This window comes from Citrobacter sp. RHBSTW-00671 (assembly GCF_014103415.1).
In the GTDB taxonomy this organism is placed as follows: Bacteria; Pseudomonadota; Gammaproteobacteria; order Enterobacterales; family Enterobacteriaceae; genus Citrobacter.
In genome coordinates this window covers 1,311,851-1,337,097 of record NZ_JABXPR010000001.1, presented here as the reverse complement: position 1 = coordinate 1,337,097, position 25,247 = coordinate 1,311,851, and the positions used below count along the sequence as shown (strand labels likewise).

Below are 25,247 nucleotides of genomic sequence, written 5' to 3'. Positions count from 1 at the left end.
TATGGGCTATTCGACTTCAATACTTTTCACTTTCAGTGAATCGCCAGCATCTACCCGCAGACGATCGCCCTGACAGAGAGGACACTGTGCATCATGCTGGGTGATCTCTACGACCTGACTGCAATCCCAGCACCACGCCTGGGCGGGTTTGTAATCAATATGCAGTTCACAACCCTGCGCCAGCGTACCCTGACAGACGATGTCGAAACTGAAACGGACGGCACTCTCCTCAACGCAGGAGAGTGCGCCAATTTCCAACCAAACGCCGGTTACGCGTTTGACACCGTGCTGCTCTGCCTGCTGTTGAATAATCTCAACCGCGCTCTGACAAAGAGACAGCTCATGCATTTTCGCAGTTCCGCCGGCCCAACAGCAGCGCACGACGTCCCATCTGCGGTGCATTCGGGTCACTTACCGGTAGCGATAACACCATCCGCGCGCAATCGTCAGTCAGGCGAACGCCTTCCTGCGCCGACAGACTATGCGAAAGCGGCGACATCAGCGAGCAGGAGAGGTATTGCGATACACCATCCAGTTCACCCACGGTAAAGGTCATCTCGCCATACGGCAGACGCAACCCAATTTTTTCGCTGACTTTACGCACGGGCCAGATCTGATCCGGCCCGGGGAAAATCAGTGCACTGAGCATCCAGGGCGTGATAACGCATCCCGTCCACTGCCCTTCAAACAGCGTAAAATCAGAGACATACACCGGCATGTTCGGATGCAGAAAAGAAAGATCGTGCATCGAACGTCGGGCAACCTCTTCAAACGCGGCCTGAATTTGCTGCTTCGGGGCTGTCTGAAAGCCTAAGAACTCCTCAGACATGTGCCTTCTCCCGTGGAATAGCTTCAACGCCAGACTCGCGCAGCGCAGCAAGAACCTGCTCAAGCGCAGGTTCAATCATCGCTTCAACCGTCGGTGTCAGCCCGATGTGCGGTTCCAGCGATTCCGGAATAACGCCGACCAAAGTCAGTTTTTTCGGAAACTCGCCGGTAAAACGCAGGGCCGACAAAACGTCGGCCAGGCCAAGCTGGTGCGGTGAGATTTTGTTGGTAAACAACGCCGGAATCTCTTCGTCCCGCAGGACCATCATCGTTCCCGGCGTGTTTTTTCTCGACACAATGGCGTCAGCGATAATCAGATGATCTCTGTTCGCCATATCGCCGAGAAGCTCCATCCCAGCCGTACCACCGTCCAGAACATCAACATAGTCTGGCAGGATGTATCGTTGTTCTAATGCCTCAACGATACGTACCCCGATGGCTTCATCGGTCAGCAAAATATTGCCGACCCCTAAGACTAATATCCGCATTACAGAACCTTAACTGAGACCACTTCGTTCCCGTCAACGTCCACCACATGCACCGCACATGACATACAAGGGTCGAAGGAGTGAATGGTACGAACCACTTCCAGCGGTTTGTTTGGATCGGCAATCGGCGTACCGACCAGCGAGCGCTCATACGGACCCACTTCATCATTAAAGTTACGTGGGCCGGAGTTCCAGGTTGACGGAACAACCGCCTGGTAGTTGCTGATAATGCCGTCTTTAATCACCATCCAGTGAGAAAGCATACCGCGCGGCGCTTCAAGGAAACCGACACCTTTGAATTCGCCTGTTGCCGGGATATCCGGTTTCACGAAGGTGGTGTGGTCGCCTTTACCGATGTTCACGATCAGCGCGTTGTACTGATCCTGCAGAACATTCTGCAGTTCACAGCAGTGAACGGTACGACCAATGATACGGCCCAGCGTAGAGTGCAGCTGCGACACTGCGATAGTTTTACCGGTCAGCTTGGTGTAAATCGCGATGATTTCATTCAGCTTGGCATGAGTTGACTCGCGTTTAGCTGCAAGTTTACACAGCATGTTGGCCAGCGGACCCACTTCAACCGTTTTACCGTAGAAGGTCGGCGCTTTAACCCAGGAGTATTTGCCGTCGTCTGACCAACCGGTGTAATCAGGAACCGTTGTGCCTTCCCACGGTGCCTGCGGCGCTTCGTCTTTGTACCACGCGTGTTTCGCACTCTCCTGAATCCCTTTAATCAGGTACTCATCTGAATGAGAAGTGATCGGACGATAGGTCGACAGATCAGCATCGGTGATATAACCGCCTGGGAACAGGAAGCTACCGTTTTTACCGTCAGTCGGGAATTCCGGCGCGCTCAGGTAGTTAACCGCACCCTGACCACGTTCCAGCCACTCAGGATAGAACGCAGCAATAACTGCGGTATCCACCTTGTAAACCTGCTCAACAAAGTCGCTCAGCTTATCGATGAAGGACTTGATGTACATCAGACGTTCAAGGTTCAGTACACCAAGGCCGTCAAGGTTAATGGGGTTCGCAACCCCACCAACGGCCAGGTTCTGAATGTGCGGTGTTTTACCGCCCAACAGCGCCACAACGCGGTTAGCATCACGCTGGCATTCCAGCGCCTGCAGGTAGTGTGCAACCGCAATCAGGTTCACTTCCGGCGGCAACTGCATTGCCGGGTGACCCCAGCAGCCGTTGGCAAAAATACCTAACTGACCGCTGGCAACAAGGTCTTTGATCTTGTTCTGTACCTTGGTGAACTCTTCAGCGCTGTTCAGATGCCAGGAGGACACGCCGTTCAGCATCGCCGAGGCTTTCGCCGGATCGGCTTTCAGTGCGGAAGTAATATCCACCCAGTCCAGCGCAGAGAGCTGGTAGAAGTGCACGATATGGTCATGCGTGGTATGCGCGGCCAGAATGATGTTACGGATGTACTGTGCGTTCACCGGAACATCAATATTCAGCGCGCTTTCAGCTGCACGAACAGAAGAGATAGCGTGAGTTGTGGTGCAAACACCACAAATACGCTGAACAATCATCCAGGCATCGCGCGGATCGCGATTCTTCACGATCTCTTCCATGCCGCGCCACATGGTACCGGAAGCCCATGCTTTAGATACCACGCCATTTTCGATTTCGCAGTCGATGCGTAAATGACCCTCAATACGGGTTACCGGATCAATAGTAATTCTCTGGCTCATGCTTTGCTCGCCTCATGACGATTTTGATCGTTTTGTTTTAAAGGAGGAAGTATCGGCAGTAGACGAATGAGTACGATGTATGCACAAATCTCAATAGCCACAAAACCAATAGAAATCAACAGTTCTTCCCATGTCGGGAAGTAGTGGTAGCCACCACCAGGATTGAATGCCACCAGCGAATAGGACAGACGCCATGTTGCACAACCCAGCAATGCGCTCAACGCGGACAGATACAGCATACGCGAGTCATTGCGCAGTTTCGTGACACGCAGCACCACCAGCGGGAAGACCATCAGCACGACTTCAATCCAGAACATCACGGAGTAAAGATCGCCTGCAAACGCATACGACAGCTTGTCGCGGTAGATCAACTCGCCAAAGCGCAGGACCACGAAAATCGCCAGCAATATGCTGATGGTATTCGTCAGCTTGATGAACAGACTTTTCTCGTCCGGACCGTTACCTTTCAGACCCGCTTGTACCAGTGAGCCTTCAAAAATGACGATCGAGAAACCCATTATAAAGGCGGTTAATACAGAGAAAAGTGGCAACATTTCATAAGCTTGCCATAGCGGATGTACTTTATAGCCCGCAGAAATCATCAATGAACCCATTGAAGACTGGTGCATGGTCGGCAGCAGCGCGCCGAGAGCGATAATAAAGAACATCACTTTATTCAAACGCTTGAGCGATACTTTCCAGCCCAGACGTTCGAACAAGGCCGGAGCAAATTCCAGCGCCATGATACCGATATAGATGGTCATACAGACCGCCGTTTCAAACAGTACCGAGTTCACGTTGAAGTGACCAGGAATGTAGAAATACGGCAGGTTCCAGTAACGACCGACGTCAATGGTGATCGACAAACCACCCAGCGAGTAACCAAACAGGCTCGCCAGCAGCGCCGGACGTACCAGCGGATGGTATTGTCCTTTGTTGAAAACATACACCGCCCACGCCAGCGCCCAACCACCACACGCGAAACCGGTACCGATCAACAGGTCAAATGCGATCCATACGCCCCACGGGAAACCGCCGTTCAGATCGGAAACTGACCCCAATCCGAAGACCAGACGTTTTACGATCAGGAGCATACACAGGACGATTAACGGCCCAAAAATAATGACCGGTTTGCTGATTATTCTTCCGCCCAGCGGTTTAGGATCATGACTCATGATCGTCTCCTCCATCGTGATGGTCGTTTTTCGTATTACGACGAACCAGCACGGTTAAGCCCGCCAGCGCTGCCAGGGGTAAAATCATGCCCTTATACAGGGAATGTTGAACATGTTCGGAACGCGCACCGGTTGAAAGGTCATCCAGTTTTGGCAGATCCAAATCCTCGTAAGGAACACCCGTCAGCACCATAACCTGCGTACCACCGCCTTCCTTTTCACCGTACAGGTGCGGATAGTACTTCGGTACCGTATGCAAATAGGTATCACCAGCGTTCACTGTCTGACGCGGATAGTGGTATTCGCTACCAGGCTTCAGTGCGAGACGTTTTTTCGCCTCAGCCATCAGCTCTTCACGCGTACCAAAAATCACGGCACCGGCAGGACACACTTCAACACACCCCGGTAAACCGCCTTTGTCCAGACGTTCAACGCCTTTCTGGTTACACAGTTCACATTTGTGAAGCGCACCAAACGGGTTGTTGTAGTCGTACTTAGGCACGTTGTACGGGCAGGCAACCATGCAATAGCGGCAGCCAGTACAGACATCTTTGTCATAGTGGACGATGCCGGTTTTCGGGTCTTTCTTCAGCGCGGAAACCGGGCAAACGGAGACGCAGTTCGGATCGACACAGTGCATACACTGTTTCTTAATGTACGCGTAGCCATTCTCTTCCTGGTCTTTGTTAACACCTGTTCCGCTACGCCACACCTGGATGATGTTGTTGGTGTACGGTGACAGTTTGTCGTTGTTCGACCAGGTCTGCTCGCCTTCCGGGTTACGCGCCGGGAAGTTGATATCCTGACACTTGGTGACGCAGGCCTGGCAGCCTACGCACAGCGTCGAATCATAGAGCATCCCAAGTGAACCTGGGATCGGCGGACGGTTTTCTGCAGCCGCATGACTGATGGACGGCGCAGCGCCCAACAGCAATGCCCCGCTGGAGGCTGCTTTAATAAAGTTACGTCTGTTCACGGTTATTCTCCCCGTGAGTCAGCGTTATCTTTCTTCTGCTGACGCCCCAGTTCACGTACCGCCATCACGCTGACGCCGGCAACCAGTCCTACTACGCCGCCAAGCAGCCCAATAGCCCCAGCTGAAATGTTGCCGCCTTCTTTCATGTTGACATCAGGCTTCTCTGAACGCGGGGTTTGGTTTTCCACATGGGCGAGTTGGTGAATGCCTTTATGGAAACCGACGCCTTCTTCGTTACAGCCGTAGCAAGGGTGGCCGATCGCCACCGGCCACACGCCGCCAACGTCGCAGAATTGCAATGTTGAGCAGTTGCCGTACGTTTCTGGCCCTTTACAGCCCAGATGATAGAGGCACCAACCTTCACGGTGGCCTTCATCGCCGAACTCTTTAGCAAAACGACCGGCATCAAAGTGCGGGCGACGTTCGCAGTGTTCGTGAATCAAACGACCGTAGGCAAATGTCGGACGGTTTTTAGTATCCAGCTTCGGCGGCTTACCATAAGTGATGATATGCGCGACCGTGGCGAGGAAGTTATGCGGGTTAGGCGGACAGCCTGGGATGTTGATGATGGTTTTGCCTGGCATAACTTCTTGCAAGCCGACTGCGCCCGTTGGGTTCACGCCAGCGGCAGCGACACCACCCCATGCGGCACAAGAGCCGATAGCGATGATAGCTGCTGCACCTTCGGCCGCTCTGCGGATGTGATCCACAATTGGCTCACCGGCAACCATGCAGTAAATACCATTATCTTTTAGTGGTATAGAACCATCTACCACCAGAACATATTGCCCTTTGTACTTCTCCAGAGCGTTATGTTTGTTCTCTTCGACCTGGTGGCCAAAGGCGGCAGAGAGTACCTCATGGTATTCCAGAGAGATCGTCTCCAGAACGAGGTTTTCCACTGTAGGGTGTGTCGCACGAAGCAGCGATTCAGTACAACCCGTACACTCCTGAGCACCAATCCAGATAACCGGTGGGCGCTGAGGACGAGAAACTGATTCGGCCATTTCTGCGGCGGCTTTGCTACTGAGCCCCATGGTAGCGGCCAGTGCTGCACAAAGCTTCATGAAATCACGGCGATTGATGCCGTTCGAATTGATGAGAGAATTATCTCCAGTCATTTTATTGTTATTCCGTTGCGAAGACCTGGCTTTTATTTTGCACCATTCGCATGTTGCTTATTGCGATCGGCGCGCCATTACCACACTTTTTATATGGTTATGTGCATTATAATACTTCGGCGGAGCAACAAAACGAAGGCGTAGGTCAATAGTGTAATTAATTAAAGCAAGATAATACCCCTTTTGGATCAAGCTTCGAGCCGATAGCCGGCCATGAAAAACCGAATTGTTGTACTCGACTGGTTCTCTTTGAAGAAATCCATCACCATCTCTTTATCCAGCCCGTAACGGCGCGTCAGGATCCCCGCTTCCCATGCGCTGAGCTGTCGGTCGCCCGTTTTTTCAAACATTCGATGTGAAAAACCCAGAACAAAACCGCGTTTATAATCTGAACAAAAATTCGCCACTGAACGAGCACTGTCCGCACTTGAGGCGTTCAATCCGGCCATCAGGCCCTTACCAAAATGGTTGTCCATGCATAACCTCCAATCGCTATATAACAAATTATATAGCGATTTTTTAAGCAAAGGCCAGAGGTATCACGCACTTTTTTGTGCCAGATTAAAAGGACACCCACTCGTCCGTTTTAAGCGCTGCAGAGGTTCTGCTTTCTGCGGAAGGGGAAGCAGTATTTGTCGATGCATATTGCACATCGTTAGCTGAAAGCCGGAATTGCTGTACAGAGCGTTGCAGCTCTTCCGTTTGCCGTTCCAGCGCTACTGCCGCAGCGGAGACTTGTTCTACTAACGCGGCATTCTGTTGCGTCACGCTGTCCATCTGAGTGATCGCAACGCTGACCTGCGAGATGCCTTTATTCTGCTCTTCAGAAGCAGAGGCAATTTGTTTCATGATAACGGTCACTTCGGTCGCGCCGCGCAGAATCGCTTCCATCGTTAACCCGGTCTCTTTGACCAGTCGCGCCCCCTGATCGACACGACGCGACGATTCACCGATTAATGTCTCAATCTCTTTTGCCGCGCCGGCGCTACGGCTGGCGAGATTGCGTACTTCCCCCGCTACCACGGCAAAACCACGTCCCTGTTCACCAGCCCTGGCCGCTTCAACGGCGGCGTTAAGCGCCAGAATGTTGGTCTGGAAAGCAATGCTATTAATGACGGAGGTAATTTCTGCGATCTGTTTAGAACTGGCTGCAATACCATCCATGGTGTCGACCACTTCAGAAACCAACTTGCTTCCTTTACCCGCCGTTTCTGTTGCGGTATCGGCAAGCTGGCTGGCCTCACGCGCATTTTCGGCGTTAAGTTTTACCGTTGCGGTCAGCTCTTCCATGCTGGCAGCCGTCTCTTCCAGCGCCGCCGCCTGCTCTTCAGTACGGGAAGAGAGATCGTTGTTGCCGGTAGAAATTTCCGTAGCGCCTCGCCAGATGTTGTCACTGCCTGAACGAATCGTACTTACGGCTTCACGCAGGCTGTCCTGCATTGCGCACAATAAAGGGACCAGTTGGCCGACACAGTTCCGGCCGAATTCTTCAATCGGATGGCTGAGATCGCCCTGGGCAATCTGGCGGAACTGCTGGCGAATACGGCCGAGAGGTTTCACCATCATGGTAACGAGGTAACGATCGGTGAAGAAAAGGAGGGCGATCCCGAGGATAACGGCAGTCATAATCAGTGTCCGAATGATCGACGTTTTACCGTCTACCATAATACGCGTCGCGTCCAGTCGCATGCCGGCGGCGGCATTAAACCGTTCAGCGCTGGCACCAAATTCACGGCTCAGTGCGGGCGTAATCGTGCTGGCATGTTCCGAAAACGCCGTCAGCGAGCCCTGCTGCGCCAGCTGCATTTGCGGTATCACGCCTTTATCCAGTAAAGCTTGCCACTTGGCCAGCACTGCTGCTGAAATTTCCGGGTCCATCGGACCGGGAGACAATGTTTTCATCTCCTGGAGCTTTTGGCTCAGATTATCCAGCGATTGCTGGGCAGGTGTGAAATCAGGCGTTCCACCACCAATTTTGACATCCACTGCGCGGCTCAGGCGCGTCACAAAGCGAAAGTACTGATCGTTCCCCTGGCTCAGCACCGTCATCTGTTTGACGAGATGGCGGTCAATATCATTCCCTTCTGATATTTTTGATAAAGCATGAAGACTGAATAAACCCACGCCCGACCAGAGCAGGCAAAAAAGTCCAAGTATTGCCAGCATGACAATACGAATAGTGAAGTTTTTCAGCAAATACATAATAATTTCCTTGCCATTGATGAGGAATTCGCCATCAGGCGATACTTTCCCTTGTTATCGGCAGGCAATGGAGAAGATATAATACGTTCTTTATTTTTTTACTTTTTTAAGTCTATCTATTATCCCTGCGGGTCATATCAATATGAATGTTAATGAAATTAGGTAGCATTATTATTCAGATAATTAACCTAAAGCTGTAAATAATGCGTTGTTTTTCATAACAAATATTTATCAAACCAGGCAAGAGTGCGTTCCCAGGCTAAATCAGCAGCTGCTTTATCATAACGGGGTGTCGAATCGTTATGAAAACCATGATTAACACCGGGATAGATATATGCTTGATAGATTTTCTTATTCGCTTTGAGTGCAGCTTCATAAGCGGGCCAGCCTTCATTAATTCGTGTGTCTAGTTCTGCATAGTGTAATAATAAAGGCGCATTAATTTTAGGGACATCGGAAGCCGGAACCTGACGCCCATAAAAGTGCACCGCACATGCCAGTTCAGGGAAAGCAACAGCCGCGGCATTCGCCACACCGCCGCCGTAGCAAAATCCGATGATCCCCACCTTTCCCGTCGTCATCGAATAACGCTGCATAAATTCAATAGCGGCAAAAAAATCATTCATCAGCTTAACGGGATCAACCTGCTGCTGTAATTCCCGGCCTTTATCATCATTGCCGGGATAACCGCCCAGTGAACTTAATCCATCGGGGGCCAGCGCAATATAACCGGCCTTCGCCACCCGCCGTGCAACATCCTCAATATACGGATTCAAACCGCGATTCTCATGTACCACAACCACTGCCGGAACCTTCCCCGTCGCCTTCGCGGGTTTCACCAGATAACCTCGCACATCACCATGCCCATCAGGCGATGGATAGGTAATGTATTCTGCCAGAATATCGGGATCGGTAAATTCTACCTGCGTTGCCAGAGCATAATTCGGTTTCAGCAAATTGAATAGCGCCAGTGCCGTCATGCCCCCTACCGCATATTTCGCCGCCAGATTCAGAAACTCTCGTTTAGATATTTTGCCATGGGCGTAATAGTCATAGTAATCGAGCAACTCCTGCGGAAAGTCTTTAGCAGTCAAACGCGGCATGGTCGCACTCCTGAATGATGTTTTTTTAAGCAAAGCACAGTGGTCTGTTTTTGCCCAGTTTTTCATCCCAATGTGACCTGGTGAACGGGATATTCACCACGAACCCGCTAGAATAGAAACGTTGTTTTGAAATTCACCTGCACTAAGGAGATCTCATGGCCTGGTTTGCCAATCCTGAACGTTATGAGCAAATGCTCTATCGCTACTGTGGTCGCAGCGGTTTGCGCTTGCCCGCGCTGTCGCTGGGTTTATGGCACAGTTTTGGACACGTTCACGCTCTGGATTCACAACGAGCACTGCTGCGAAAAGCATTTGATTTAGGGATCACGCATTTTGATTTAGCCAATAACTACGGGCCGCCTCCGGGCAGTGCTGAAGAGAATTTTGGTCGCTTACTGCGCGAGGATTTTGCACAATATCGTGATGAATTGATCATCTCGACCAAAGCGGGTTACGACATGTGGCCGGGGCCGTACGGTTCTGGCGGCTCACGCAAGTATCTGCTGGCCAGCCTCGACCAGAGCCTTAAGCGTATGGGTCTCGACTATGTCGATATCTTCTATTCGCACCGCGTTGATGAAAACACCCCAATGGAAGAGACCGCTTCCGCGCTGGCCCATGCCGTGCAAAGTGGCAAAGCGCTGTATGTCGGCATCTCATCTTATTCGCCAGAGCGCACGCAGAAGATGGCCGAACTGCTGCGGGAATGGAAAATTCCGCTGCTTATCCACCAGCCATCCTACAACCTGCTTAACCGCTGGGTAGACAGCAGCGGCTTGCTGGATACGCTGGAATCCAACGGGATGGGCTGTATTGCTTTCACCCCGTTAGCGCAGGGGTTGCTGACAGGGAAATACCTCAACGGCATTCCTGATGGTTCCCGCATGCAGCGTGAAGGGAAAAAAGTCCGTGGACTGACGGAAAATATGCTGACGGAAGCAAATCTTAACAGTCTGCGTTTGCTCAATGAGATGGCTCAACAGCGTGGGCAGTCGATGGCGCAAATGGCGTTAAGCTGGTTACTAAAAGATAACCGGGTCACATCGGTATTAATTGGCGCCAGCCGACCTGAGCAGTTAGAAGAGAACGTTCAGGCACTGGCAAACCTGACATTCAGCACCGAAGAACTGGCGCAGATCGATAAACATGTCGCGGACGGCAAGCTCAATCTGTGGCAAGCCTCATCAGACAAGTAACGATCTGACCATGACGCCGGGTGTCGTCCTACCCGGCCTTAATGGCCCGCTGATGAGAGCGGGCAAGTCAATCTCGCCTCACACCTCGTCCTCTTTAATCAACGGACGCTGGTATTCCGGCCACACCAGCGCGACAAGTGCAGGATATGCTTCCAGGCTGAACTCCCTGAAGCACTGTCGCAAGTTAAGCACATCCAGATCGGCGTGCGGGACTTTCTCCCCGCTGAGGCAGCGCTTTTTGATATTGTCGTAATACTTATAAACCGCAGAGTTAAGATCGCTACAGCGCCGCTGTGCGTCAAAGAGCCCGGGCGTTTCATTCAGCTCCACCATCGTCATCCGCTTGACTGTAGAGTGGATAAAATCGATATATTCGTGATTGACTCGCCAATACCATACCGGAGTAATCGAATTCATCAGGGCAGAAAAATGATCTTCTCCCTCTTCTTTACTTAGCAGTTCCGGCTGGTGCTGTGCGTTAACATCTTCGGCATAACGGTTTTTATTTGCACTACGCATTAGCAAAAGTACCCCGCAGGTAAGCAATAGCAGGGTAATAACAGAATAAAATATACTGTTCATAGCAGGCTCCATTTTTTTTGATTTTAAAATTACCCCATGCTATTGTCAACGCGGCCTACCTTATTAAAAACATCATATTATTGGCAGCAAAGGATATTTCAACATGCTTCCCGAGCATCTTGTTCCCTCTCGTTTTCATTTATCCGCAACCCCGAACAATACAAACGCCACAGAAAATAGTGAAAATTTGACTCAGGGAAAGATAACGCTAAGTGATTACGAATCAGAAATTTTGATTAGTTCTGCAGCTACCGGCCAGTCCCGGAATATGTTATTTGAAGAGTGCGATCGTCATTTAAAAGAGCGTCTTTTCCGCGCCGCAAAAATCGAGTCATTTACTCGCCTGCTCAATTCATTACAGGCGGAAGGCGACATTAACGCCCAGGAATTAAGTAAAATTTTGGCCAAAAAAACAGCCATGATAAATGAACAAGGCAACAAAATTTGGCTTAATTTAATTACTCGCGAAACCAACGATCCTATTTTTTATTCTCTGGAAGAGAAATAAAATGAAAGATGTTGAAGATAATAATGTTTATTTGGCTTTAGATAACCATAAAAGTGATGAGTTTGTCTTAAAACAAAATCTGTCTGTGTTGATAGCCAATAAAAACGCGACGCTGGAAAGCCTTGCTCAAGAGATGGTTTCTATACCCGCCGCGCTGGTGCGAATGAAATGGCAAAATCGTCATGAAATCTACGCACTGCAAGCCAAAGAAGAGATTTACGGTGCCACTATCGAGGCCATCATCGCTCAGCAACCAGAATTGCGGGACAAAATCATGGCCCGTCTGGAAAGCACTTACCAGCATCTGCTTGCGCGTGAAACCGCCACACTGCGCCTGACCCGTAAGCTATCCGAAGGGAACTACGAGCCCACAAAAATCACGACGGTGGCGTTGGACGAGAACAGATAAGGCAAAAGACTTGCAGGGGAGTGATATCAGGAGAAGCTTGCCGGGTAAGGTCGAACCTGTACCCGGCAACAAGGATTATTTGGCTTTCACCGTCTCTTCACCGACCAAACCAATCTTCAGGTAGCCCGCCTGATGCAACGTATCCATAACCTTCATCATGGTTTCGTAGTCGACGGTTTTATCTGCCCGGAAGAAGACAGTGGTGTCTTTCTTGCCTTCCGTTAACGCGTTTAGCTCGTTAATCATCGTCTCATCGGTGACCTGATCGTTACCAATAAACATGGTGTTATCGGCTTTTACTGACAGGTAAACCGGTTTTTCCGGACGCGGTTGCGGCGTACTGGTGGATGCAGGGAGATTCACCTTCACATCCACGGTTGCCAGCGGTGCTGCCACCATAAAGATGATCAACAATACCAGCATGACGTCGATAAACGGCGTCACGTTGATGTCATGCATTTCACCGTTATCGTCCAGGTTTTCATTAAAGCTCATTGCCATGGAACATTATCCTACACGTAATTTCTGCGCAGCACGTACCGGGTGTGCAGACGCGCTTGCACTCAGGTCCAGGTCACGACTTTGCAGCAACAGCACCTGCGCCGCGACATCGCCCAGCATCGCTTTATAGCTGCCAATCTGACGAGCAAAAATGTTGTAGATAACAACAGCAGGGATTGCCGCGACCAGACCGATCGCGGTCGCTAACAAGGCTTCTGCAATACCTGGAGCAACAACAGCCAGGTTGGTGGTTTGGGTTTGTGCGATACCGATGAAGCTATTCATGATGCCCCATACTGTACCAAACAACCCGACAAATGGAGAGATAGCCCCGATGGTTGCCAGGTATCCATTACCCCGCCCCATCTGACGGCCGACGGCGGCAACGCGACGCTCCAGACGGAAACCGGTACGCTCTTTGATCCCTTCGTTATCATCACTGCCTGCTGACAGTTCCAGTTCATTCTGCGCTTCATTAATCAGCAGAGAACCCAGGCTTTTGGCATCGAATCCAGCGGCAATCTCACTTGCCATTTCTAAAGAGCGGGCATCTGCCAGCATTTGCTGTTCGCGCTTAAGACGGCGCTTCTGCGTAAAGAACTCAAGGCTCTTACTAAAGAAGATAGCCCAGGTGACCACTGACGCCAAAATCAGCCCAATCATCACGCACTTAACCACGATATCGGCGTGCTGATACATACCCCAGACGGAAAGGTCCGTCTGCATCAAATTATTACCCACTCTGTATCTCCAGGACGCAAATCACAAAATCTGAGCGTAATCATATCAAAACGACGTCGAATTGATAGTCGTTCTCATTACTATTTACATAGTGCCGCACCTTTGGTTTCTTTTCCTTGCGCTCACGCAGTAAAAAAGTCACCAGAAATCGATTTGAGAATATTTTGTACTTTATGGCTATTCTGCAGGACGCGGCAGATGAGATTCATGCTAGTTTAGACATCCAGACGTATAAAAACAGGTAATACAACATGGCAGATAAGCAGCTTGAGACCAAACTCGTTCACGCCGGGCGTAGTAAAAAATACACGCTGGGTTCGGTAAATAGCGTGATCCAGCGCGCGTCTTCACTGGTATTCGACACCGTTGAGGCGAAAAAACAGGCGACGCATAACCGCGCAAACGGTGCCCTTTTCTATGGACGTCGCGGCACGCTGACGCATTTCTCACTGCAGGAAGCGATGTGTGAACTGGAAGGCGGCGCGGGCTGCGCCCTGTTCCCCTGCGGTGCAGCAGCCGTTGCCAACACCATCCTTGCCTTTGTTGAACAAGGCGATCATGTGCTGATGACCAACACCGCCTATGAACCCAGCCAGGATTTCTGCACTAAGGTGCTGGGCAAGCTTGGCGTGACAACCGGCTGGTTCGATCCGCTGGTCGGCGCGGATATTGTGAAGCATATACAGCCGAACACTAAAGTCGTTTTTCTGGAATCTCCAGGTTCTGTCACCATGGAAGTTCATGATGTTCCAGCCATTGTTGCCGCAGTCAGAAGCGTAGTGCCTGACGCGATCATCATGATTGATAACACCTGGGCTGCGGGCGTGTTGTTCAACGCGCTGGATTTCGGTATCGATATCTCAATTCAGGCAGGGACGAAATATCTGATTGGTCATTCTGACGGCATGGTTGGGACAGCGGTATCCAATGCCCGTTGCTGGGATCAACTGCGTGAAAACGCCTATCTGATGGGACAAATGCTGGATGCTGATACCGCCTATATGACCAGCCGCGGATTGCGGACGTTAAGCGTTCGCCTGCGCCAACACCATGAAAGCAGTTTAAAAGTCGCCGAATGGCTGGCTGACCATCCGCAGGTTGCCCGCGTGAATCACCCGGCGCTTCCCGGCAGCAAGGGACACGAGTTCTGGAAACGCGATTTTACCGGTAGCAGCGGTCTGTTCTCATTTGTTCTGAATAAGAAGCTAAATAATGAAGAGCTGTCTGCGTATCTGGATCACTTCAGCCTGTTCAGCATGGCCTATTCCTGGGGCGGTTTTGAATCACTGATTCTGGCTAACCAACCGGAACATATCGCAGCAATCCGTCCACAAGGCAAAGTGGACTTCAGCGGAACGCTCATCCGTTTACACATCGGTTTAGAGAATGTTGACGATCTGATTGCCGATTTAGCCGCAGGATTTACCCGAATCGAGTAACATTGCCGCAGATGGACATATATGCAGACACTTCTGGTGGAAAAGTCTGCAATTGTTGCGTCCGGGATCAAGGCATCCCGGACAATTCAGGAGTACAATCCACCTATAAACGCTGTTCCACAGGAAAGTCCATGGTAGTCATTCAAGATATTATCTCCGCGCTCTGGCAACACGATTTTGCCGCGCTGGCGGACCCACACGTCGTGAGCGTGGTGTACTTTGTGATGTTCGCCACGCTGTTTTTAGAAAATGGCCTACTGCCCGCTTCCTTTTTGCCCGGTGACAGCCTGCTATTACTGGCAGGAGCGCTGATCGCTCAGGACGTGATGAGTTTTTTACCTACCATAGCGATTCTGACTGCCGCTGCCAGCCTCGGTTGCTGGCTGAGCTACATTCAGGGGCGCTGGCTGGGTAATACGCGAACAGTGAAAGGCTGGCTGGCACAATTACCTGAAAAATATCATCAGCGTGCGACCTGTATGTTTGACCAACACGGGTTGATGGCGCTGCTCGCCGGACGTTTCCTGGCGTTTGTTCGCACCCTGCTGCCAACCATGGCGGGGATTTCAGGGCTGCCTAACCGTCGCTTCCAGTTTTTTAACTGGCTGAGCGGTCTGCTGTGGGTCACTGTGGTCACCAGTTTCGGCTATGCGCTCAGCATGATCCCGTTTGTTAAACGTCACGAAGATCAGGTAATGACCTTTTTAATGATCCTGCCCATCGCCCTGCTAACCGCAGGTCTGCTGGGAACGCTGTTTGTGGTGATTAAAAAAAAATACTGTAGCGCCTGAGCTGCGTCCGTAGGCCGGGTAAACCCCGGCATTTCGCCTTACAGTGCACGGCTTTAAGGCCTACGGTGAACCAGTCTGACCGACAAGAGATCAACTCCCCTGCATCATCCGAATTCTGGCTGCATCTTCCCCTGGCGTGACGCCAAAGTAACGTTTGAACTCCCGACTAAACTGCGATGCGCTCTCATAACCCACACGCATGGCCGCCGCACTGGCTTTCATCCCGTCATGAATCATCATCATCCGCGCTTTATGCAATCGATAGCTCTTCAGATACTGCAACGGTGAAGTACTGGTCACCGATTTAAAATTATGATGGAACGCCGACACGCTCATATTGGCCTCTGCCGCCAGTTGCTCAACATTAAGATTTTCGGTGTACTTGGTTTCAATTCGCTTCAGCACACGGCTTATCAAACTGAAATGCGTCTGGCGACTGACCAGCGCCAGCAAGGCTCCGCCACGCGGCCCGGTCAGCACATGGTAGAGGATCTCACGAATAATCTGTTTTCCCAAAATACGTGCATCCAATGGCCGCTCCATCACATCCAGCAGGCGTTCCGCAGCACAGAGAATTTCATCGGATAGCGTCGCCGAATTGATCCCGCTTGCCGCCATTGCGGGTTGAAACAACTCATCCTCGCCAATATCCATCAGCAATTCCTGCAACTGCAGGATATCGACGTTCAGGCGGATACCAGCCAACGGAACGTCCGGTGTCGCATAAGTTTCACATTCAAAGGGTAAAGGTACTGTGAGCAGTAAGTATTCGTTGGCATCATAGCGAAAGACACGCTCGTTGATATAACCAATTTTATATCCTGAAAAGAGAAATATAATGCCAGGCTGATACATCACGGGTGTGCGCACCCCGGGTTCAGAGCCGTACAGTAAGCGAATATCAGGCAGCAGATCATTCAATTTATTTTCATTATTTTTCAGCTGCTTAATTTTATCTGTCAGCAGGAGACAGATCTCATCACGGTTCATAGGGCACCACTTCATCATTGATTTGCAACCTTGATATAGTGCGCACTTTTATCCATTTTCTCCAGTAGTCTGTAGAAATGGGCAAGACATCGGCAGAAATGAGCATTGAGAGGAACGCGTCTGACGACCACAATGTTCACCATCAGGCAGACACTCGCCTACCCTCTTTTTTACCCACACAAGGTAACGAGCAATGAACAACTTTAATCTCCATACCCCAACCCGCATTCTGTTTGGTAAAGGCGCGATTGCAGAACTGCGCGACCAAATCCCGCAGGATGCTCGCGTACTGATTACCTACGGCGGTGGTAGCGTGAAAAAAACAGGCGTTCTGGCACACGTTCAGGACGCACTGAAAGGTCTGGATGTGCTCGAGTTTGGCGGTATTGAGCCGAACCCATCCTATGAAACGCTGATGAACGCGGTAAAAATCGTGCGTGATGAGAAGGTGACATTCCTGCTGGCGGTAGGCGGCGGTTCGGTGCTGGATGGCACAAAATTCATCGCCGCAGCGGCACATTATGCTGACGGCGTTGACCCGTGGCGCATTCTGGAAACACGCGGTAACCACGTACAAAGCGCCGTCCCAATGGGCTCGGTACTGACCCTGCCAGCAACCGGCTCTGAATCTAACTCTGGTGCGGTAATTTCGCGTAAAACGACTGGCGACAAACTGGCCTTCATGACCCCGTTTGTCCAGCCGGTATTTGCTGTACTCGATCCGGTTTACACCTATACCCTGCCGCCGCGTCAGGTTGCCAACGGCGTGGTAGATGCTTTTGTTCATACCGTAGAACAATACGTGACTTATCCGGTAGACGGGAAAATTCAGGATCGCTTCGCCGAAGGCATTCTGCTGACGCTGATAGAAGACGGTCCGAAAGCGTTGCAGGAACCGGAAAACTACAATGTGCGTGCGAACGTCATGTGGGCAGCCACTCAGGCACTGAACGGTCTGATCGGCGCAGGCGTACCGCAGGACTGGGCAACCCATATGCTGGGTCACGAACTGACGGCAATGCACGGACTTGACCACGCTCAGACGCTGGCAATCGTCCTGCCTGCATTGTGGAATGAAAAACGCGATACCAAGCGTGCCAAACTGCTGCAATACGCAGAGCGCATCTGGAATATCACCGAAGGCTCCGAAGACCAGCGCATTGATGCCGCGATTGCCGCCACCCGTCAGTTCTTCGAACAAATGGGTGTACCGACTCGCCTGTCTGACTACGGTCTGGATGGCAGCTCCATCCCGGCACTGCTGGAAAAACTGGAAGCGCATGGCGGTACGAAACTGGGCGAACATCAGGACATTACGCTGGACGTCAGCCGCCGGATTTACGAAGCTGCCCGCTAAGGTTTTTTGACCTCTGACTTTCGTTTTTGGCTATTTATACCAGGCTTAAGTCACATAAACCTCACCGGGGCTTGCTCCGGTGTACTCAATTTACACCCAATCATTCAGATGCATCGAGGCGGCAATTGAGTGAATCCCCGGGAGCGTACATAAGTCCGTGACCAGGGTAAACGCAAGCAGCCAACCAAGAGGCAGCCTGAAGGATTAAGTGTGGGGGGAATTATGACCGGTCCAACCATTATCAAGCTACAGGATGGTAACGTCATGCCGCAACTGGGCCTGGGGGTCTGGAAGGCAAGCAACGAAGAAGTCATCACCGCCATTCATAAAGCGCTGGAAGTAGGGTATCGCTCAATTGATACCGCTGCGGCGTACAAAAACGAAGAAGGAGTCGGCAAAGCAATACGCGATGCTGGCGTACCGCGCGAAGAGTTATTCATTACCACCAAGTTGTGGAATGATGACCAGAAACGCCCGCGGGAAGCGTTGCTCGAAAGCATGGAGAAACTCCAGCTCGATTACCTCGATCTCTACCTGATGCACTGGCCTGTCCCGGCGATCGATCACTACGTTGAAGCGTGGGAAAACATGATCGACCTGCAAAAAGAGGGGCTGATTAAGAGCATCGGCGTGTGCAACTTTCAGATCAATCATCTCCAGCGCCTGATGGATGAAACCGGCGTCCCTCCGGTGATTAACCAGATCGAACTTCATCCGCTTATGCAGCAACGCCAGCTTCACGCCTGGAACGCAACGCATAAAATCCAGACCGAATCCTGGAGCCCGCTGGCGCAAGGCGGTAAAGATGTATTTGATCAAAAGATCATCCGTGACCTCGCTGAAAAATATGGCAAATCACCGGCGCAGGTCGTCATTCGCTGGCATCTGGATAGCGGCCTGGTGGTGATCCCGAAATCCGTCACCCCTGCCCGCATTGCAGAGAACTTCAACGTCTGGGACTTCCGCCTGGACAAAGATGAACTCGGTGAAATCGCAAAACTCGATCAAGGTAAACGCCTGGGCCCTGACCCGGATCAGTTCGGCGGTTAATCTCTCCTCTCCAGCCCGGCATTCCCGTCGGGCTTTTCCCTTGCCGAAATATTAAGAAACAATAAACGCACAACTATAGATGTATTTATGGCACATCCACGTGCAGCATTACGCAATATAACTTACTAATTATTCAGTAATAATATTGTTCTCATGAATACATCACAAATATCTATAGGTGCGTGACCATGGCGGGAAAAACACAGCAAGGCGTCAAATGGCTCCCATTGATTCTTATACTATTTATTTCTGCCGGGCTCTGGCAGCTTACCCCACCCAGTGGGTTAAGTGCGCCAGCCTGGCATTCAGCCATTATCTTCGTTGCTACCATTGCTTCTATCGTGGCAAAAGTTCTGCCTATTGGCGCAGTCGGCATTATCGGTATTACCGTTTTTGCCCTCGCTTATGCTGCCGGGGATAAAACCGCCAGCGGTGCCATTACCACCGCACTGAGCGAACTGAACAGTTCGCTGATCTGGCTGATTGTCGTCGCCTTTATGATTGCCCGCGGGTTTATCAAAACCGGCCTCGGTCGACGTATTGCGCTGCAGATGATCCGCCTGCTCGGCAAGCGCACGCTGGGACTCGCCTACGGACTGGCGTTTGCGGACCTGATACTTTCCCCCGCAATGCCAAGCAATACGGCACGCTGCGGCGGCGTCATCTATCCGATTGCCGACTCTCTGGCGCGCAGTTTCCATTCGAACCCGGAAGATGAATCCCGCAGTAAGATCGGCACCTTTCTTATCACCTGTATTGGCAACGTCAACGACGTCACCGCCGCGCTCTTTATGACCGGCTATACCGGCAACCTGTTGGCAGTGAAACTGGCAGCCAACGCGGGGGTCACGCTCACCTGGGGCAGTTGGTTTATGGCGGCGCTGCTGCCTTGCCTGGTTTCCTTACTGCTGGTTCCATTACTGGTCTACTGGATTGTGCGCCCGGAAATTAAACACACGCCGGATGCCCCGAATCTGGCGCGTAAAGAGCTGGCGGAAATGGGCCGTATGTCACGCGGTGAATGGCTGATGCTGGCTACCGTCGGTGTCCTGCTGGTGCTGTGGATTTTTGGTGATACGCTGGGCGTCGACGCCACCACCGCCTCATTTGTTGGTTTATCCATCTTGCTGCTCAGTGGCGTTCTAAGCTGGGAAGATGTCAAAAGCGAGAAAGGTGCGTGGGATACGTTGATCTGGTTTGCCGCACTATTGATGATGGCGAACCAGTTGAAAAAACTGGGCTTTACCACCTGGTTTGGCAACCTGATTGGCGATAGCCTGAGCAGTACCATGCATGGGACCAGTTGGGTGGTTGTCCTGCTGCTGCTCAACGCCGCGTACTTTTATACTCACTACTTTTTTGCCAGCGGTAATGCGCAGATTGCGGCGCTGTACGCCGTTTTCCTCGGCGTCGGTCTGCATCTGAATATCCCCGCAGCGCCTACGGCGTTGATGCTGGCCTTCACCAGTAGCCTGTACTGTTCCCTCACTCAGTACACCCACGCTCGCGGCCCGATTCTGTTTGGTGCCGGGTACGTTCCAACGGGCGTCTGGTGGCGCACAGGATTCATCATCAGCCTGTTTAATCAAGCCGTCTTTATCACCGTAGGGCTGATGTGGTGGAAGATGCTGGGTCTGTACTAAACTGACTGCGTCCTGACGAAACGTCTTATCTACGGAGAAAAGGAATGACCTGTATTTTCTGTCAAATTGTTGAAGGTAAAGCGCCCTGCCATAAAGTCTGGGAAGACGAGCACCACCTGGCCTTTCTGTCGATTTTCCCGAACACCGACGGTTTTACCGTGGTGATCCCGAAAAAGCACTACCCCAGCTATGCATTTGATATGCCGCCGCAGGCACTGGCAGACCTGATGCTGGCGACCCAAAAGGTGGCGAAAAAACTGGATAACGCTTTCCCGGACGTCAGCCGTACAGGGATGTTTTTCGAAGGGTTTGGCGTGGATCATGTGCACAGTAAGCTCAGCCCTATGCATGGCACAGGTGATTTGACGCACTGGAAACCAATTGAGTCCCGGCAGACTAAATTTTTCGAGCAGTATGAAGGGTATCTGTCGTCACATGACCACGAACGGGCTGACGATGAAAAACTGGCCGCATTAGCGGCCAGAATTCGCGAAGCATAAATACGGAGCACGTCTGCCGGATGGCGGTGCAGGCACCTTATCCGGCCTACAAAACTGTGCAGTTCGTAGGCCTGGTCCACACTTCACCACCAGGTAAGACCGTTTAACGTCCCGCAACCTTACCGCGTTTTTTATTCGCCGCAGGTGTCTGACGCTGGTGCGCGACCGGCGTATGCTTGGTCAGAGCCGGGCGGGTGTGGCGGTTCTGGCGACGTGCTTCACGCATCTCTTCCAGCGTCGGGGCCGGAACCAGACATTCGCGACGACCGCCAATCAGATGCTTTTTCCCCATATCTTCCAGCGCCTGACGGATTAACGGCCAGTTAGCAGGATCATGGTAACGCAGCAGCGCTTTATGCAGACGGCGCTGTTTATCACCTCTTGGCACCACCACATCTTCACTCTTATAACCAATTTTGCCCAACGGGTTTTTCCCGGTGTAATACATGGTTGTAGAGTTTGCCAGCGGTGATGGATAGAAGTTCTGCACTTGATCCAAACGGAAACGACGCTGTTTCAGCCACAGAGCCAGATTCACCATATCCTCATCACGCGTACCCGGGTGCGCAGAGATAAAATAGGGGATCAGGTACTGCTCTTTACCGGCCTGTTTAGAATAGGTATCAAACAACTCTTTAAAGCGGTCGTAGCTGCCCATCCCCGGCTTCATCATCTTCGACAATGGGCCTTCTTCGGTATGCTCTGGCGCAATCTTCAGATAGCCGCCAACGTGGTGGGTCGCCAGCTCTTTGATATAGCGTGGGTCTTCAACCGCGATGTCATAACGCACGCCCGAAGCGATGAGGATCTTTTTAATGCCTTTCAAATCACGTGCACGGCGATAGAGGTTAATCGTCGGTTCGTGGTTGGTGTCCATGTGCGGACAGATATCCGGGTAGACGCATGACAGACGACGACAGGTCTGTTCTGCACGCGGAGACTTACAGCGCAGCATATACATGTTTGCCGTTGGACCACCGAGATCGGAAATCACGCCGGTAAAGCCCGGAACGGTATCGCGAATGGCTTCGATCTCATTGATGATCGAATCTTCAGAACGGCTCTGGATAATGCGCCCTTCGTGCTCGGTGATCGAACAGAACGAACAACCACCAAAACAGCCACGCATGATATTGATCGAAAAACGGATCATCTCATAGGCGGGAATACGGCTGCTACCGTATGCCGGATGCGGTACACGCTTGTACGGCAGTGCAAAGACGCTGTCCATTTCTTCAGTCGACAACGGGATCGCTGGCGGGTTAACCCAAATATAGCGATCGCCATGCTTTTGCATCAGCGCTCGTGCGCAGCCTGGGTTCGTTTCGTGGTGCAGAATACGCGACGCATGGGCGTACAGTACTTTGTCGCTCTTCACTTTCTCGAAAGACGGCAGCAGTACGTAGGTTTTTTCCCACGGCTTCGGACGCGGCGGCTGTACGGTTACCGCTTTCGCTTCTTGTTTTTTCGGTGCCACCGGTTTGTTGTCGGCACACGGCAAGTCTTCGCCATACGGATGGGGGATGGGGTCAATTTTTCCTGGCATATCCAGACGCGTGGAATCCACCCCGCTCCAGCCCGGCAGCGCTTCTTTGACCATAATCGCGGTATTCCGCACGTCGCGGATCTGATCAATGGTTTCACCCATCGCCAGACGGTGTGCGACTTCCACCAATGGGCGCTCGCCGTTGCCAAACATCAGCATGTCCGCTTTTGAATCCACCAGCACGGAACGACGCACGGTATCTGACCAGTAATCGTAATGTGCAGTACGGCGCAGGCTGGCTTCAATACCGCCGAGAATAACCGGCACATCTTTCCAGGCTTCTTTACAGCGCTGGGTATAAACCAGCGTCGCGCGGTCCGGGCGTTTACCCGCCACGTTGTCCGGCGTATAGGCATCGTCATGGCGCAGTCGGCGATCGGCGGTATAACGATTGATCATCGAATCCATGTTGCCGGCGGTTACGCCGAAGAACAGATTCGGTTTGCCCAGACGCATAAAGTCATCTTTGCTGTTCCACTCCGGCTGGGCGATGATCCCCACGCGAAAGCCCTGCGCTTCCAGCATGCGACCGCAAATAGCCATGCCGAAGCTCGGGTGATCGACGTACGCATCGCCGGTAACCAGAATGATGTCGCAGCTATCCCAGCCAAGTTGATCCATTTCGTCGCGTGACATCGGCAAAAATGGTGCCGGCCCAAAGCAGGCGGCCCAGTACTGCGGCCAGGAGAAAAGGTCTCTGTCCGGTTGGATCAGGGATATTGCGCTCATAATGCTTCCAAAAAATGGTAAAAAAATAATCAAAGGCCGGGGATTATACGCTGGATCAACAAGGGAAATGAAGGAGTATTGTAAGAATGTTAAATTTCGTCACTGCTGGTGCTACGCTGACCGTGCCTGTGCTTTCGCACGGCCCATGCCGGGTTGACAAAACCGCTACCCGGCACAGGAATATCCGTTACGGAGCCGGATTCACCAGCATCTGGCCAATAGAACCACGGTCTGCCATTTCCAGCGTCTGGCTGTTGAAGTAGAACGGGAAATGCGCCCAGGAAGGCTGTCCATAATAGACCAGCAACTCCACTTGCCCATCAACCCAGACGGTATCTTTCCAGCCACGGTCTTCCGGGAACGGCATCGCGCCATTCACATTACGGATCAGGAAAGAGACGCCTTCAATATGGAACGACTGCGGCATATCTGCGCGCACGGTCCAGCGCTCCCAGGAGCCCTGCTGCGCCGTGATATCCATGCGATTGACATCCCACAGTTGGCCATTGATTCCGGGATCGTCATCAAGGCTAATATCACGGCTGCGAATCGGCGAACCGCTCAAAATTTCGGTGGGTAACAGACGCATTGGCAGGCTATCCGTTACCAGCGGCAGAAGGCCGGTTGGTCGCAGAGTCAGTACCAGCGTGGAGATCAGGATACTGGAAGGCTCAAAGAAACCACGGATCCTGTCAACAATACTGGCCGCCTCGCCGCAGGTAATCGAAACCTCATCACCGTTGGTCATATCGACCAGAATCTCACGTCGCTCACCTGGCGCCAGCGAAAGCTGCTTCACCGAAACCGGCGCGGGTAAAAACCCCTGATCGCCTGAGATAACATGCAGCGCACGACCATCGCTCATTTTCAGCAGATAACGACGCGAGTTTGAGGCATTCAGCAAACGTAAACGCACCCAGCCACGGGACACTTCGACATACGGACTTTGCGCCCCGTTGACCAGAAGAGTATCCCCCACAAACCCCCCGCTGCCCGGCTCGCTATATTCTGGCGTACCGAAGTTATCCAGGCGCTTATCCTGAATAATGACTGGAAAATCATCCACGCCATAGTGGTTAGGGATCGGCAGTGATTTACTCACTTCATCTTCAACCAGCCACATCCCGGCAAGACCGTTATAGACCTGCTGGGCAGTGCGATTTGGCGTATTGGCGTGATACCACAAGGTCGCAGCGCTCTGGCGGATCGGCAGCACGGGCGCCCAGTCCGCATTAGGCGACATCATACGCGCCGGCCCCCCCATAAGAGGACCTGGAACCTGTAATCCGGCAACGGTCATTGAGACATTTTCTGTCAGACGGTTGCTGTAGATAAGCTTGACGTCATCGCCTTTCCAGACGCGGATTGTCGGCCCCAGGTAGCGCCCGTTAACACCCCAGACGGGTGCGCGCGTGCCAGGCGTAAACGACCAGTGCGCACGTTGCAGCGTCATAAATAGCGGCTGTCCCCGACGGGACTCCAGCAGGGGGGGAACAGGTAGCGGTTGTTGCTGACCGGCAGCATTAGCCTTCAGCGGAACAGCACCTGCACACAATGCGATCCCCGATGCCTGAATGAACTGACGCCGACTGAATGACATATAAGCTCCATGAAAAACTGGCGATTAACACGCAGGAAATCATTTCCTGTAACAAACCCGAAATGAGCG

Annotated in this window: 25 protein-coding genes; 9 read left to right on the top strand and 16 right to left on the bottom strand. The window is 51.9% G+C overall.

Going from position 1 to position 25,247, the window contains the following annotated elements; translation table 11 throughout:
- Positions 1–6 precede the first annotated feature (6 nt).
- The 10 genes from hypA to yghX all read right to left on the bottom strand — a co-directional run bounded on the left by hypA (position 7) and on the right by yghX (position 9,596).
- Positions 7–348, bottom strand: coding sequence for a hydrogenase maturation nickel metallochaperone HypA (gene hypA / locus HV261_RS06430; protein WP_153752251.1), 342 nt, complete (start codon positions 346–348; stop codon positions 7–9).
- A complete protein-coding gene (hybE, locus tag HV261_RS06425) occupies positions 341–829 on the bottom strand; it encodes a hydrogenase-2 assembly chaperone (protein WP_137382582.1) in 489 nt (162 codons plus the stop codon). The genes hypA and hybE overlap by 8 nt, the downstream gene beginning before the upstream one ends.
- A complete protein-coding gene (locus HV261_RS06420; protein ID WP_202037755.1) occupies positions 822–1,316 on the bottom strand; it encodes a HyaD/HybD family hydrogenase maturation endopeptidase in 495 nt (164 codons plus the stop codon). The genes hybE and HV261_RS06420 overlap by 8 nt, the downstream gene beginning before the upstream one ends.
- Positions 1,316–3,019: a hydrogenase 2 large subunit gene (gene hybC, locus HV261_RS06415; RefSeq protein ID WP_137382581.1), complete on the bottom strand. Its 1,704-nt coding sequence runs from the start codon at positions 3,017–3,019 to the stop codon at positions 1,316–1,318. The genes HV261_RS06420 and hybC overlap by 1 nt, the downstream gene beginning before the upstream one ends.
- On the bottom strand, positions 3,016–4,194 hold the full coding sequence (hybB, locus tag HV261_RS06410; RefSeq protein WP_202037754.1) for a Ni/Fe-hydrogenase cytochrome b subunit: 1,179 nt from the start codon (positions 4,192–4,194) through the stop codon (positions 3,016–3,018). Before hybB ends, hybC begins: the two co-directional genes overlap by 4 nt.
- Positions 4,184–5,170 (bottom strand): hydrogenase 2 operon protein HybA, encoded by a 987-nt coding sequence (gene hybA / locus HV261_RS06405; RefSeq protein ID WP_005123143.1) that lies wholly within the window; start codon positions 5,168–5,170, stop codon positions 4,184–4,186. The genes hybB and hybA overlap by 11 nt, the downstream gene beginning before the upstream one ends.
- 2 nt (positions 5,171–5,172) lie before the next feature.
- Positions 5,173–6,291: a hydrogenase 2 small subunit gene (gene hybO, locus HV261_RS06400; protein WP_202037753.1), complete on the bottom strand. Its 1,119-nt coding sequence runs from the start codon at positions 6,289–6,291 to the stop codon at positions 5,173–5,175.
- A 188-nt stretch (positions 6,292–6,479) separates the two neighbouring features.
- On the bottom strand, positions 6,480–6,767 hold the full coding sequence (locus HV261_RS06395; protein ID WP_048213218.1) for a DUF2623 family protein: 288 nt from the start codon (positions 6,765–6,767) through the stop codon (positions 6,480–6,482).
- Positions 6,768–6,852: 85 nt separating this feature from the next.
- A complete protein-coding gene (locus HV261_RS06390; protein WP_202037752.1) occupies positions 6,853–8,493 on the bottom strand; it encodes a methyl-accepting chemotaxis protein in 1,641 nt (546 codons plus the stop codon).
- Positions 8,494–8,708: 215 nt separating this feature from the next.
- Positions 8,709–9,596: a YghX family hydrolase gene (gene yghX, locus HV261_RS06385; RefSeq protein WP_202037751.1), complete on the bottom strand. Its 888-nt coding sequence runs from the start codon at positions 9,594–9,596 to the stop codon at positions 8,709–8,711.
- A 155-nt stretch (positions 9,597–9,751) separates the two neighbouring features.
- Between yghX and mgrA the strand changes: the two genes are divergently transcribed.
- On the top strand, positions 9,752–10,792 hold the full coding sequence (mgrA, locus tag HV261_RS06380) for an aldo/keto reductase (RefSeq protein WP_202037750.1): 1,041 nt from the start codon (positions 9,752–9,754) through the stop codon (positions 10,790–10,792).
- A gap of 78 nt (positions 10,793–10,870) precedes the next feature.
- Here mgrA and HV261_RS06375 read toward each other — a convergent pair whose 3' ends face one another.
- Entirely contained in the window at positions 10,871–11,374 is a 504-nt protein-coding gene (locus HV261_RS06375; protein WP_326929129.1) for an ESA_00282 family adhesion-associated protein, read from the bottom strand.
- A 103-nt stretch (positions 11,375–11,477) separates the two neighbouring features.
- Here HV261_RS06375 and HV261_RS06370 point away from each other — a divergent pair, with 103 nt between their 5' ends.
- Positions 11,478–11,882 carry a hypothetical protein gene (locus HV261_RS06370; protein ID WP_202037748.1) on the top strand — a complete coding sequence of 135 codons (405 nt, stop codon included), beginning with the start codon at positions 11,478–11,480 and terminating at the stop codon, positions 11,880–11,882.
- Position 11,883: 1 nt separating this feature from the next.
- Positions 11,884–12,291: a hypothetical protein gene (locus HV261_RS06365; protein WP_005123132.1), complete on the top strand. Its 408-nt coding sequence runs from the start codon at positions 11,884–11,886 to the stop codon at positions 12,289–12,291.
- Positions 12,292–12,366: 75 nt separating this feature from the next.
- Here HV261_RS06365 and exbD read toward each other — a convergent pair whose 3' ends face one another.
- Both exbD and exbB read right to left on the bottom strand, forming a co-directional pair.
- Complete coding sequence (gene exbD, locus HV261_RS06360) at positions 12,367–12,792, bottom strand: TonB system transport protein ExbD (RefSeq protein WP_005123131.1); 426 nt, start codon at positions 12,790–12,792, stop codon at positions 12,367–12,369.
- A 6-nt stretch (positions 12,793–12,798) separates the two neighbouring features.
- Complete coding sequence (exbB, locus tag HV261_RS06355; protein ID WP_137382574.1) at positions 12,799–13,533, bottom strand: tol-pal system-associated acyl-CoA thioesterase; 735 nt, start codon at positions 13,531–13,533, stop codon at positions 12,799–12,801.
- A 251-nt stretch (positions 13,534–13,784) separates the two neighbouring features.
- On the opposite strand from exbB, the gene metC reads away from it, so the two are divergent.
- Both metC and yghB read left to right on the top strand, forming a co-directional pair.
- The gene (gene metC, locus HV261_RS06350; RefSeq protein WP_202037747.1) at positions 13,785–14,972 is read left to right on the top strand and encodes a cystathionine beta-lyase; all 1,188 of its coding nucleotides are present in this window, start codon (positions 13,785–13,787) and stop codon (positions 14,970–14,972) included.
- Between the two features lie 131 nt (positions 14,973–15,103).
- On the top strand, positions 15,104–15,763 hold the full coding sequence (yghB, locus tag HV261_RS06345; protein ID WP_137382572.1) for a DedA family general envelope maintenance protein YghB: 660 nt from the start codon (positions 15,104–15,106) through the stop codon (positions 15,761–15,763).
- A gap of 90 nt (positions 15,764–15,853) precedes the next feature.
- Here yghB and HV261_RS06340 read toward each other — a convergent pair whose 3' ends face one another.
- Positions 15,854–16,753, bottom strand: a complete 900-nt coding sequence (locus HV261_RS06340) for an AraC family transcriptional regulator (protein ID WP_137382571.1) — start codon at positions 16,751–16,753, stop codon at positions 15,854–15,856.
- A 193-nt stretch (positions 16,754–16,946) separates the two neighbouring features.
- Between HV261_RS06340 and yqhD the strand changes: the two genes are divergently transcribed.
- The 4 genes from yqhD to HV261_RS06320 all read left to right on the top strand — a co-directional run bounded on the left by yqhD (position 16,947) and on the right by HV261_RS06320 (position 21,303).
- Positions 16,947–18,110: an alcohol dehydrogenase gene (gene yqhD / locus HV261_RS06335; protein WP_202037746.1), complete on the top strand. Its 1,164-nt coding sequence runs from the start codon at positions 16,947–16,949 to the stop codon at positions 18,108–18,110.
- A gap of 222 nt (positions 18,111–18,332) precedes the next feature.
- The gene (gene dkgA, locus HV261_RS06330) at positions 18,333–19,160 is read left to right on the top strand and encodes a 2,5-didehydrogluconate reductase DkgA (protein ID WP_137382569.1); all 828 of its coding nucleotides are present in this window, start codon (positions 18,333–18,335) and stop codon (positions 19,158–19,160) included.
- A gap of 188 nt (positions 19,161–19,348) precedes the next feature.
- A complete protein-coding gene (locus HV261_RS06325; RefSeq protein ID WP_202037745.1) occupies positions 19,349–20,803 on the top strand; it encodes a DASS family sodium-coupled anion symporter in 1,455 nt (484 codons plus the stop codon).
- A gap of 44 nt (positions 20,804–20,847) precedes the next feature.
- A complete protein-coding gene (locus HV261_RS06320; RefSeq protein ID WP_137382567.1) occupies positions 20,848–21,303 on the top strand; it encodes an HIT family protein in 456 nt (151 codons plus the stop codon).
- A 103-nt stretch (positions 21,304–21,406) separates the two neighbouring features.
- On the opposite strand, the gene HV261_RS06315 is transcribed toward HV261_RS06320, so the two are convergent.
- Positions 21,407–23,578: a YgiQ family radical SAM protein gene (locus tag HV261_RS06315; protein ID WP_202037744.1), complete on the bottom strand. Its 2,172-nt coding sequence runs from the start codon at positions 23,576–23,578 to the stop codon at positions 21,407–21,409.
- Between the two features lie 187 nt (positions 23,579–23,765).
- Entirely contained in the window at positions 23,766–25,178 is a 1,413-nt protein-coding gene (gene ftsP / locus HV261_RS06310) for a cell division protein FtsP (protein WP_005123112.1), read from the bottom strand.
- Positions 25,179–25,247 lie beyond the last annotated feature (69 nt).